Consider the following 11,749-nt stretch of genomic DNA (forward strand, 5'->3'; position numbering starts at 1 on the left):
GCCCGGGGATCCCCGCCGGCCCCCGTCTCAGGCCACCGGCGCTGTCGCGTCGGTGGTTCGGGCGAGGCGTTGGTGGGCGCGGATCAGCTCCGCGTAGCGCAGGCCGCTGGCCTTCACGGTCCGCTGCTGGGTGGCGTAGTCGACGTGCACGAGCCCGAAGCGCTTGTCGTAGCCGTACGCCCACTCGAAGTTGTCCAGCAGCGACCACACGAAGTAGCCGTCCAGCGGCACGCCCCGGGCCACCGCCGACGCGCACGCCGCCAGGTGCTGCTCCAGGTGGTCGGTGCGCTCCTTGTCCTCGACGGTGCCCTCGGCGGTGACCTCGTCCGGCCACGCCGAGCCGCTCTCGGTGACGATGATCCGGCCCGGCCGGTACTCCTCGTGCACGTCGACAAGCAGCCGCTCCAGGCCCGCCGGGTACACCTCCCAGCCCATCGCCGTCTCCACCGAGCCGGGCACCGGCACCTGCTTCGCGTACGGCGCCGGGCCGGTCGGGTCGTCGACGACCAGTTGGCGGAAGTAGTAGTTCACGCCGAGGAAATCGGTGGGCGTGGCGATCACCGCCAGGTCGTCACCGCGTACCGGCGGCTCGACGCCGTACGTGGCGATCATGTCCGCGGGGTAGCCGCGCCCGTGGATCGGGTCCAGCCACCAGCGGTTGACGTGCCCGTCGGCCCGCCGAGCCGCCGCGACGTCCTCGGGTCGGTCGGTCGCCGGCTCGATCGGGCTGAGGTTGAGCACCAGACCGATGGACGCCTCTCGGGCGGCGTTGGCCCGGATCGCCTGGGTGGCCAGGCCGTGCCCGAGCAGCGCGTGGTGCGAGGCGTGCACGGCGCGGGTCAGGTCCCGCTCGCCGGGGGCCATGTTCCCGTCCAGGTGCCCGATCCAGCACACGCAGAGCGGCTCGTTGACAGTGTTCCAGTCGGCCACCCGGTCGCCGAGGCGGGCGGCGACCACCGCCGCGTACTCGGCGAACGCCTCGGCGGTGGCGCGCTCCGGCCAGCCACCCCGATCCTGGAGAACCTGCGGCAGATCCCAGTGGTAGAGCGTGACGAACGGCCGGACCCCGTCGGCGAGCAGCGTGTCGACGAGCCGGTCGTAGAAGTCCAGCCCGGCGGGGTTGACCCGGCCGACGCCGTCGGGCATCACCCGGGGCCAGGCCACCGAGAACCGGTACGCGTCCACGCCGAGCCGGCGCAGCAGCGCCAGGTCCTCCGGCCACCTGTGGTAGTGGTCGCAGGCCACCGCGCCGGTGTCGCCGTTGTCGACAGTGCCGGGGGTCGCCGAGAAGGTGTCCCAGATGGACGGCGACCGGCCGTCGACGTCGACGGCCCCCTCGATCTGGTACGCCGCCGTGGCGACGCCCCAGAGGAAGTCGGGTGGCAGCTTGGACAGGTCGGGCACGGGTCGGATCTCCTCTGGGTGTGGGTGAGTCACTTGACGGCACCGGCGGTGAGGCCGGCGACGAAGTAGCGCTGCAGGGCCAGGAACCCGGCCACGACCGGGATGCTGACCACAAGCGAGGCCGCCATGATCTGGTTCCAGTAGACGTTGAACTGGGTCGAGTAGCCCTGCAGGCCGACGGCCAGGGTGCGGCTGCCCTCGTCGGTCATCACGGAGGCGAACAGCACCTCACCCCAGGCCGTCATGAACGCGTACACGGTCACCGCGACCACGCCGGGCACGGCGGCCGGCAGGATGACCCGGAACAGGATGCGCAACGGCCCCGCCCCGTCTACCTGCGCCGCCTCGTCCAGCCCGCGGGGAATCGAGTCGAAGTAGCCGACGAGCATCCAGATCGAGAACGGCAGCGAGAAGGTCAGGTACGTGATGATCAGGCCGGTGCGGCTGGCGTACAGCTCGATGCCCGTGGCGTTGCCCAGGTTGACGTAGATGAGGAACAGCGGCAGCAGGAACAGGATGCCGGGGAACATCTGGGTGGACAGCACCGTCACCGAGAAGACTCCCCGGCCGCGGAACCGGTACCGGCTGACCGCGAACGCCGCGAAGATCGCCACGGCCACCGAGCAGACCGCTGCGACGCTCGACACCACCAGGCTGTTGACCAGGTAGCGGGCCAGCGGCACGGTGCTCCACATGTCGACGAACGGTTGCAGGGTGGGCCGGCTGGGCCACCACGTGAACCCGTTCTGCACGTCGCGCAACGGTTTCACCGCCGAGGTGACCATCACGTAGAGCGGAATGACGACGAAGAGGGTGAGCAGGGTCAGCACGATGCGCCGGCCCCAGCGCTCACCTGCGGTCTCACGCATGGTCGTCCCTCCGGCGGTTGGTGATCAGCAGGTACGCGGCAGAGACGACAAGCAGGAACAGCAGCAGCGCCACCGACATCGCCGAGCCCGACCCGAAGTCCCAGGTCTTGAAGGAGCTGCGGTAGATGTGGATGGAGATGAGGTCGGCCTGTTCGGGCGCGGAGCCGCCGAAGAGCACGTACGGGGTGTTGAAGTCGTTGAAGGTCCACAGGAACAGCACCAGCAGCAGCACCAGGTTCACCGGCCGCAGCATGGGCAGGGTGACCGAGCGCAGTCGGCGCCAGAACCCGGCGCCGTCGATCGCGGCGGCCTCGTACAGCTCGCCGGGCACGTTCTGCAGGCCGGCCATGAGGCACAGGAACGCGAACGGCCAGTTGCGCCAGACCGACACCACGAGCAGCGACCAGAAGCTGTTGTCGCCGATCAGCCAGAACGGCCGCTCGTTCAGCAGCCCGAGCTGGTCGACGAGCACGTGGTTGACCAGGCCGGTGTCGCGTTGCAGCAGGAAGCTCCACGTGATCACGGCGGTGTAGACCGGCAGGGCGTACGGGGTGAGGAACAGCGCCCGCAGGATGGCCCGTCCGCGAAACGGCTTCTGCAGCACGACGGCCGCCGCGATGCCGAGCAGCCAGGCGAACCCGACCGAGAGCACGCTGTAGACAAGCGTCACCCAGAACGAGTGCAGCAGCTCCTTGCCGGCGGCGCTGTTCAGGTCGAGCGTGGCGCGGTAGTTCTCCAGCCCGACAAAGGGCGCGGTGGACCAGTCCCGGATGTGGAACTGGGTCAGCTCCAGCAGGCTCATCCAGACCCCGACCACCATCGGGATCACGTGGATGGCGAGTTCCAGCACGATGGCCGGGGCGAGCAGCAGGTACGGCAGGAGCGAGCGGCGGGGGCCGCGCGGCCGGCGGGCGGCCTCCCGGGCGGGTGACCCGGCCCGGGGTGCGCGCCGGTCGGCGTTCGGCGCGGTGGTGCTGGTTGCCATCGGGGTCCTCTCGGAGGCGGTGGCCGTGGCCGGGCTCGTCGCCCGACCACGGCCACCGGCGCTGCGTGGGTCAGCGCATCTTCTGCTGCGCGTCGGTCAGCTTCGCCTTCACCGACTGCTCGGTGACCGGCTTGCCGCTCGCCGCGTCGGCGAACAACTCCTTCATGGCGGTGCCGACCAGGGTCTCGAAGGTGCTCTCGTCGGGCACCTGCGGCAGCGGGGCGGCGGTGGTGACGAGCGTCTCCTGGATGCTCTTTTGCTCCGGGGCGGTGAACGCCGGGTCGGCGCCCGCGGTCTTCACCGCAGGCAGCGAGCCGTACGTCTTGTTGAGGATCGTCTGCTCCTCGTCGCTGGTCATGAACTTGACGAAGCTCAGCGCGCCGTCCTTGTTCTTGGTGTGCTTGAAGACCGCCATGTTGATGCCGGCGACCATGCTGTTGACCTTCTTGCCGCCGGCCGGCGGGCTGGCCAGGAACGGCACCGGGGCCACCCCGTACGCGTCGGCGGGCATGTTCTGCGTCTTCAGGTTCGACCCGGCGGACTGCCACAGCAGCATGGCGGCCTTGCCGTTGGCGAAGTCGGACACCGACTGGTTCTGCGCGTACTCCGCGTTGCTCGGGTTGGTGATCTTGTCGGCGGCCATGAAGTCGATGTAGCGCTTGATGGCCGAGACGTTCTGCGGGGTGTCGAAGGTCGGCTTGCCGGCCGAGTCGAACCACTCCCCGCCGTACTGCTGGCTGAAGGTGAACGCGTGGTGCGCGTTCTCCGACGGGTTGGCGCCCTCGATCGCCAGGCCCCACTTGCCGCCCTTGGTGAGCTTCTTGCCGTCCTCGGCGAGCTGCTCCCAGGTGGTCGGCGGCGCGGTGATGCCGGCGTCGGCGAACGCCTTCTTGTTGTAGTACAGGCTGTACGCCATGCTGTAGAGCGGCACGGCGGCCGGCGGCTTGCCGGGGGCCCCGGCGGCGGCGAGCGCGGAGGGCACGATGCGGTCCTTGCCGCCGACGGCCTGCAGGGTGGCGTCGTCGAACTCGACGAGCGCGCCGGTGGCCTGCAGCGACGCCGACCAGGTGTTGCCGATGTTCACCACGTCCGGGCCCTTGCCCGACGCGGCGGCGGCGAGCAGCCGGTTGAGCAGGTCCGACCAGGGGACCACCTCGAGGTTGACCTTGATGCCGGTCTGCTTCTCGAACTTGTCCAGCTCCGGCTGGAGGGTGGTCTTGTCGGCCTCCAGGCTGGCGCCCTGGTTGCTGGCCCAGTAGGTGAGGGTCTTGGGCGATGCGGCGGAGTCGTCGCCGGAGCCGCCGCAGGCGGTGAGCGATGCGGCGGCCAGTACGGCGGCGGTGAATATCCCGAGGTGTCGTCTCGACACGGTCAGCCCTTCCGGTGCGTGGTGGGGGTCCGCCGACCGTCGTCGTCGATAGGGGTGGCGACGGTGGCCGGCTGCGGACGGGGTTTCTCCGGATGCGCCGTCGGGGGTCCGTCGGCGTTTCCCGGGAGTTACATCACGGCTTAATGAATGTCGTCATTAAAGTTGCTGGCCGGTGGGTCGTCAAGCACGGTGCGGTTACAGTCGCCACCAACGGCCGACGGGAACGAGGGGACGAGTGGAGCTGGCACGAGCCACCAACCGGAGCGTCCGGCTGCGCAACAGATCCGCCCTGTTGACGAAGCTCTTCCTCGACGCGCCGCTCACCCGGCAGGACCTGGTGCGCAGCACCGGGCTGAGCCAGCCGGCGGTGAGCAACGTGGTGGCCGACCTGATCGACGAGGGCATCGTGGCCGAGGCCGGCGCCGCCGAGTCCGACGGTGGCCGCCCGAGCATGCTGTTGCGGGTCGCCCCCCGGTACGCCTTCGTGATCGGCGTGGACGTCGGCGAGACCCGGGTCCGGGTCGAGCTGTTCGACTTCGCGATGAGCCTGCTCGCCAGCATCGACTACCCGCTCGACCCGGCGCGCACCGAGCCCGGTGTGGTCGCCGGGCACGTGCTGGCCGGCATCGAGGCGGTCACCGGCCAGGCGCGGGTGGCCACCGCCGACGTGCTCGGCGTCGGTATCGGCGTCTCAGGCGTGGTCGAGCAGGGCGTCGAGGCCATCGTGCACGCCCAGGCCCTCGGCTGGGACCGGGTGCCGCTGGAACGCCTCATCGGCGCGGGCACCGACCTGCCGCTGCACATCGACAACGGCGCGAAGACCCTCGGCCAGGCCGAGATGTGGTTCGGCGCCGGGCGCGGCGCCCGGCACGCCGTCTTCGCGCTTGTCGGCTCCGGCGTGGGCGCGGCGGTGGTCACCAACGGCGCCACCTACCGGGGCGCGTCCAGCAGCGCGGGGGAGTGGGGGCACACCACCCTGGTGTACGGCGGCCGGGCCTGCCGCTGCGGCGCGCGCGGCTGCCTGGAGGCGTACGTGGGGGCGGAGGCGATCATCGACCGCTACCGCGAGGCGCGTCGGGGTCGTCAGGTGCCGGGCGTGGACGAGGAGTCGCAGCTCTCCGCGCTAGTCACGGCCGCCGACTCGTCGGCCACCGCCCGCCGGGTGCTCGACGACACCGCGGGCTACCTCGGTGCCGGTGTGGCCAACCTGATCAACCTGTTCAACCCGGAGCGGGTGGTCCTCGGCGGGTGGGCGGCGATGGTGCTGGGCGACCTGCTGCCGGCCGTCCGCGAGGCCGCCGGTCGGCAGGCGTTGCGCCAGCCGTACGAGCAGGCGTCGATCGAGCTGTGCCGCCTCGGCGTGGACGCGGTGGCCCTGGGCGCGGCGACCCTCCCGATCGCCCGCTTCCTCACCGAGGGCGGTGTCCGCCGCTGAGCGGGACGACGGCGTCCGCGACGGCAAATTACACAAAACCCGAACCTCGGGATAAATAACGAAGTTATAGATCGATGTCTTGACGCCGCCGCAATCTCGCCGCAACACTCCTACGAGAGCGCTCTCCGACCCGCGGCGCCGCATCGGCGGCACCACCCATGGCACCACGGGCGAAATCCGATCCCCCACCCGCGTGGCGTCCGTAACGCCCTATCGACAGGCGATGTCATGACATCTCGTGCTACATCCGTACGTCCGCGTCCCCGGCGGATCGTCCGGCACCTCCTCGCCGGGCTCGCCGTGACACTTGTCGCGGCCCTGACCCCGGCCGTCGCCACCGCCCCGGCACAGGCCGCCCCCACGCTGCTCTCGCAGGGTCGCCCGGCAACCGCCTCGTCCACCGAGAACGCCGGCACCCCCGCGTCGGCCGCCGTCGACGGCAACACCGGCACCCGGTGGGCCAGCGCCTTCAGCGACCCCCAGTGGCTCCAGGTCGACCTGGGCGCGCGGGCCACCATCAGCCAGGTCAACCTGCTCTGGGAGGGCGCCTACGGTCGCGCCTTCCAGATCCAGACCTCCGACGACGGAGCCACCTGGACGACGATCTCCTCGACCACCACCGGCACGGGCGGCACCCAGAACCTCACCGTCACCGGCTCCGGCAGGTACGTGCGGATGTACGGCACCGCCCGGGGCACCGCCTACGGCTACTCGCTCTGGGAGTTCCAGGTCTACGGCGAGACCGGCGGCGGCACGTCCACCTGCGGCAGCAGCAACGTCGCGCAGGGCAGCCCGGTGACCGCCTCGTCCACCGAGAACGCCGGCACCCCGGCGTCCGCCGCCGTCGACGGCAACACCGGCACCCGCTGGGCCAGCGCCGCCAGCGACCCGCAGTGGCTGCGCGTCGACCTCGGCAGCACCCGCACCATCTGCCGCGTGGTGCTCACCTGGGAGGCCGCGTACGCCCGGGCCTTCCAGCTCCAGACCTCGGCCGACGGGGCCACCTGGACCACGATCTACTCCACCACCACGGCCACCGGCGGCACGCAGTCCCTCACCGTCACCGGCAGCGGTCGCTACCTGCGGGTGTACGGCACCGCCCGAGGCACCGCCTACGGCTACTCGCTCTGGGAACTGGCGGTGAACACGACAGGCGGCGGCACCACCGAACCCCCGGTCGGCACCACCGACCCGTACAACCCCAACCTCGGGCCCAACACGTACGTCTTCGACCCCAGCACGCCCACGTCGACGATCCAGAGTCGACTGAACACCCTCTTCACCCAGCAGGAGACCAACCAGTTCGGCCCGCAGCGCTACGCCGTGCTGTTCAAGCCGGGCACCTACACCGCCGACGTCAACCTCGGCTTCTTCACCCAGGTCGCCGGCCTCGGGCTGAGCCCCGACGACGTCAACCTCAACGGTCACGTCCGCGCCGAGGCGTTCTGGATGGGCGGCAACGCCACGCAGAACTTCTGGCGGGCCGCGGAGAACCTCTCGGTGACCCTGCCGGCCGGGCAGACCGTGGAGCGCTGGGCGGTGTCGCAGGCCGCGCCGTACCGGCGGATGCACCTGCGCGGCGCGCAGAACCAGATCCAGCTCTGGAACGGCGGCGACGGCTGGTCCAGCGGTGGCCTGCTGGCCGACACCCGCGTCGACGGCCTGGTCGTCTCCGGCTCGCAGCAGCAGTGGTACTCCCGCAACAGCGAGTTCGGCAACGGCTGGACCGGCTCGGTGTGGAACATGGTGTTCCAGGGCGTCGTCGGCGCACCCGCGCCGAGCTTCCCCAACCCGTCGCACACAGTCATCGCGCAGACCCCGCAGGTGCGGGAGAAGCCGTTCCTGTACGTCGACGGCACCGGTGAGTACCGGGTCTTCGTGCCCGCCCTGCGCACCAACTCGACCGGCACGAGCTGGTACAACAAGTCGCCGGCCGGCTCGTCGATCTCGCTGTCGCAGTTCTACGTCGTCCAGCCCGGCACCAGCGCGGCGACCATCAACGCGGCCGTCGCGCAGGGGAGGCACCTGCTCTTCACGCCGGGCGTGCACCACGTCACCGAGCCGATCCAGATCAACCGGGCCGACACCGTCGTCCTCGGCCTCGGCCTGGCCACCATCCAGGCCGACAACGGCAGCGTGGGCATGCGGGTGGCCGATGTGGACGGCGTCAAGGTCGCCGGCCTGATGTTCGAGGCCGGCACGACCAACTCGCCGGTGCTCATGGAGGTCGGGCCGTCCGGCTCGTCCGCCAGCCACGCCACGAACCCGACCTCGCTGCACGACGTGTTCTTCCGCATCGGCGGACCGCACGTCGGCAAGGCCACCAACACGCTCACCGTCAACAGCGACAACGTGATCGGTGACCACATGTGGCTGTGGCGGGCCGACCACGCCGCGTCGGGCGTACCGACCGGGTGGACGCTGAACACCGCCGACACCGGGCTCACCGTCAACGGTGACAACGTCACCATGTACGGCCTCTTCGTCGAGCACTACCAGAAGTACCAGACCCTCTGGAACGGCAACGGCGGCCGGACGTACTTCTACCAGAACGAGCTGCCCTACGACGTGCCGAACCAGGCCGCCTGGATGAACGGGTCGACCCGGGGCTACGCCGCGTACAAGGTGGCCGACTCGGTGACCAGTCACCAGGCGTACGGGCTGGGCAGTTACAGCTACTTCAACGTCAACCCCGCGGTGGTCGAGGAACGGTCCTTCGAGGTGCCGGTCAACTCGAACGTGCGCTTCACGAACATGGTCACCGTCTCGCTCGGTGGCGTCGGCACCATCAACCGGGTGATCAACAACGCCGGGGGCACCGCGAACGCGGCCAACCAGCAGGTGTACCTGACCACCTACCCCTGACCGGGGCGCCCGCGCCGGCCCGGTCGACTCATCGGACCGGGCCGGTGCGGGTCGCACCCAGGGCCGAGGCCGGCCCGGTCCCGCCGAAGACCGGGCCGGCCACGGTCACGTCCTCAGGACGCCAGCACCTCGGCCGCCGCGCGCTCCCCGGCACGCACCGCGCCCTCCAGGTAGCCGGCCCAGCGGGTCGCCGTCTCGGTGCCCGCCCAGTGCACCCGCCCGACCGGCGTCCGCAGCCGTGGCCCGTACACGCGCCAGGCCCCCGGGGTGAGCACGCCGCAGAAGCAACCCCGCGTCCACTCGTCGGCCGACCAGTCGTACTCGACGAGCGCGATCGGATCCACCGCCCGCGGCCCGACCACCGTGGCGAAGGCGTCCAACACGTACTCGCGCCGTCGCGCCGGGGACATCTCCCGCAGCGCGGCGGCGTCGCCGGCGTAGCTGAACCCGGTGAGCACTCCGCGCGGCGAGGTTGGCGTGGAGTTGTCCACGGTCTCGGTGAGCGGGCCGGAACTGCTGGTGGACACGCCGGAGCGCCCGTCCGCTCGCCAGAACGGCTCGGAGTAGACGGCGTGCACCTTCCACGCCGACCCCATCGGCATCCGCTGCGTCAGGCCGTCGCGCAGCGGCGGCAGTGGCGGGTCGTACCGGATCCGGCCGGCCAGCGCCGGCGGCAGCGCGACCACCACGGCGTCGCCGTCGACGCGCCCGGCGTCGGTGTACACCGTCACCCCGTCCACGTCCTGCCGGATCGTGTGCGCCGCGGCGCCCAGCCACAGCGTCCCTGGTGGCAACCCGGCAGCCATCCGCTCGGCAAGCGCCGGCGGACCGCCCACGATCCGGTCCTGCTGCGCGCCGCCGGCCATGCCCAGCAGCGCCCCGCTGCCGCCCGCGCTGCGCAGGTAGAACAGCAGGTGCAGCAGGGACACCTCGTCCGCGCCGGTGGCCAGCAGCCCACCGGCGAGCAGTCGCCCCAGGTAGTCGGCCGTGTCGGCGTCCCCAGCCGTGGCGCGTAGCCAACCGCCGAGGGTCGTCGCGTCCCACCGCCCGGCCTCCGGCGCCTTCCACGGCGCGGCCGGGTCCACCACGGCGGCGTATCCGTCGAGCACGCCGAGCACCCGCGCGACAGGCGCCGGCGGGTCGGGCCGCCGCGCGCCGCCCCACAGCAGTGTGGACGCGCCGAACGCCGCCGAGGCGAAGGTGACCAGCCCGTGCTCGGCGACCAGCGCGTACATCCGGTCCTGGGTCGGGCCGATCCACTGGGCGCCCAGGTCGAGCTGCGTCCCGTCGGGCAGCCACCGGGTCAGCGCCCGCCCGCCGACGCGGTCGCGGGCCTCCAGCACCCGCACGCGCGCACCGGCCCGGTGCAGCGCCGCCGCTGCGGCGAGACCAGAGAAGCCGGCGCCGACCACGACCACCCGAATGCCGTCGGACACGGCCCCGTCTACCCGAAAGCGTCGGGCATATGACTCTTCGCGCGCTCACCCTGATGATCGCGGTCCGGCTGGGCTGGCATCGACGGTCTTATACTGTGCCTACCGGTCGTGGAACCCGTGAGCGGAGGCGGGCGTGCCACTCTTTTTCCTGAGCTACGCCCAGGAGGACAACCGCAACGGTCAGATACAGGCGTTCTTCGGCGATCTCAGTGAAGCGGTGGCCGGGCTGGCCGCCGTCCACTGGGACGAGGCGGGGTTCATCGACGGGCAGATCCTGCTCGGCAGCACCTGGACGGACGCGCTGTCCGACGCGCTGTCCAGCAGTGCCTGCCTGATCGCGCTCACCTCCCCCCGGTACGTGGTCAGCGACTACTGCGGTCGGGAGTTCCGGGTCTTCGCCGACCGGATCGACGAGCACGAGCGGCAGTTCCACATCCGTCCACCCGCGATCGTGCCGGTGCAGTGGATCCCGTGCGACCGGCTGCCGAAGGCTGTCGCCGGCTTCCAGTACCGCAACTTCCCGACCGGCACCGCCTACGCCCAGGACGGCCTGCTCACCCTCAAGCAGCGCCGTCGGCACGAGGACGAGTACAAGGACTTCGTCGACGCGCTCGCCAAGCACATCGTGCAGACCGCCCGCGACCACACCCTGCACCGGCCGGCGCAGCGTCCCGTGCTGTCCAAGGTGACAAGCGCCTTCGACCTGCCGGCGCGGCCACAGGCCCACCACGGCCAGACCGCCTCGACGGCGGTGCAGCGGGCGACAAGCGCCCGGCACGTGCACATCGTGCTGGTCGCCGGCAGCTCCGCCGAGCTGGCCGACAGCCGGCCCGGCGCCGAGGACCGCTACGGCGCGGTCTCGCGGGACTGGCGTCCGTACCGGCCCGAGCTGGAGGTTCCCATCGGCAGCTGGGCCGGGGCCATCGCCACCACCAAGAGCTACGGCTGGACGGTGGAGGACGCCGAGGAGTTGGCCGCCGTGCGGGAGTGGGCGCGGGCGCACAACCAGATCGTCGTGCTGGTGGTCGACGTCTGGTCCGCCGACCTGCCGCGCTACCAGGTCAGTCTGATCCGCCACGACGGTGACGTGGACTCGCCGCGGGCGCCGGTGCTGGTGCCGTGGACGGCCGCCGACGACGCGGCTGCCGGCGGCAACCGCAAGATGTGGGACACCCTGGCCCGGGTGCTCCCGCACCACGTCCTGCACAACACCCGCGACGTGTGGCGCACCCAGATCGCGACGTCCGCACGCTTCCAGGAGGAACTGGAGGACGTGCTGGTGGTCGAGCAGGGCCGGATCTACCGCACGGGCACGGTCTACCAGGAGCCGCCCACCGACGGCTCGCCTCAACGCCCGATCCTCGAAGGTCCCTAGGAGAGGCACGC

At 71.2% G+C, this 11,749-nt stretch carries 8 protein-coding genes; 3 read left to right on the top strand and 5 right to left on the bottom strand.

Going from position 1 to position 11,749, the window contains the following annotated elements; genetic code table 11:
* Positions 1-27: 27 nt before the first annotated feature.
* The 4 genes from ACLQ26_RS19090 to ACLQ26_RS19105 all read right to left on the bottom strand — a co-directional run bounded on the left by ACLQ26_RS19090 (position 28) and on the right by ACLQ26_RS19105 (position 4,627).
* Positions 28-1,404, bottom strand: coding sequence for a GH1 family beta-glucosidase (locus ACLQ26_RS19090; RefSeq protein WP_425745687.1), 1,377 nt, complete (start codon positions 1,402-1,404; stop codon positions 28-30).
* 29 nt (positions 1,405-1,433) lie between these two features.
* On the bottom strand, positions 1,434-2,273 hold the full coding sequence (locus tag ACLQ26_RS19095) for a carbohydrate ABC transporter permease (protein ID WP_363681702.1): 840 nt from the start codon (positions 2,271-2,273) through the stop codon (positions 1,434-1,436).
* Complete coding sequence (locus ACLQ26_RS19100; RefSeq protein ID WP_425745688.1) at positions 2,266-3,258, bottom strand: carbohydrate ABC transporter permease; 993 nt, start codon at positions 3,256-3,258, stop codon at positions 2,266-2,268. Before ACLQ26_RS19100 ends, ACLQ26_RS19095 begins: the two co-directional genes overlap by 8 nt.
* A 70-nt stretch (positions 3,259-3,328) precedes the next feature.
* Positions 3,329-4,627 carry an extracellular solute-binding protein gene (locus tag ACLQ26_RS19105; RefSeq protein WP_425745689.1) on the bottom strand — a complete coding sequence of 433 codons (1,299 nt, stop codon included), beginning with the start codon at positions 4,625-4,627 and terminating at the stop codon, positions 3,329-3,331.
* Positions 4,628-4,862: 235 nt separating this feature from the next.
* Between ACLQ26_RS19105 and ACLQ26_RS19110 the strand changes: the two genes are divergently transcribed.
* Entirely contained in the window at positions 4,863-6,062 is a 1,200-nt protein-coding gene (locus ACLQ26_RS19110; protein WP_425745690.1) for an ROK family protein, read from the top strand.
* Positions 6,063-6,290: 228 nt separating this feature from the next.
* Positions 6,291-8,927 (top strand): discoidin domain-containing protein, encoded by a 2,637-nt coding sequence (locus tag ACLQ26_RS19115; protein WP_425745691.1) that lies wholly within the window; start codon positions 6,291-6,293, stop codon positions 8,925-8,927.
* 113 nt (positions 8,928-9,040) lie between these two features.
* Here the strand turns inward: ACLQ26_RS19115 and ACLQ26_RS19120 are convergent, their stop codons facing one another.
* A complete protein-coding gene (locus tag ACLQ26_RS19120) occupies positions 9,041-10,363 on the bottom strand; it encodes a flavin monoamine oxidase family protein (protein WP_425745692.1) in 1,323 nt (440 codons plus the stop codon).
* A gap of 133 nt (positions 10,364-10,496) precedes the next feature.
* On the opposite strand from ACLQ26_RS19120, the gene ACLQ26_RS19125 reads away from it, so the two are divergent.
* Positions 10,497-11,738: a TIR-like protein FxsC gene (locus ACLQ26_RS19125; RefSeq protein WP_425745693.1), complete on the top strand. Its 1,242-nt coding sequence runs from the start codon at positions 10,497-10,499 to the stop codon at positions 11,736-11,738.
* Positions 11,739-11,749: the final 11 nt, after the last annotated feature.

This window comes from Micromonospora sp. DT43, assembly GCF_049841645.1.
Taxonomy (GTDB): domain Bacteria; phylum Actinomycetota; class Actinomycetes; order Mycobacteriales; family Micromonosporaceae; genus Micromonospora.

Bases quoted from the DNA above. Each gene is read 5' to 3' on its own strand.
- ACLQ26_RS19095 (WP_363681702.1), bottom strand. From the start codon at position 2,273: ATGCGTGAGACCGCAGGTGAGCGCTGGGGCCGGCGCATCGTGCTGACC.
- ACLQ26_RS19100 (WP_425745688.1), bottom strand. From the start codon at position 3,258: ATGGCAACCAGCACCACCGCGCCGAACGCCGACCGGCGCGCACCCCGG.
- ACLQ26_RS19115 (WP_425745691.1), top strand. From the start codon at position 6,291: ATGACATCTCGTGCTACATCCGTACGTCCGCGTCCCCGGCGGATCGTC.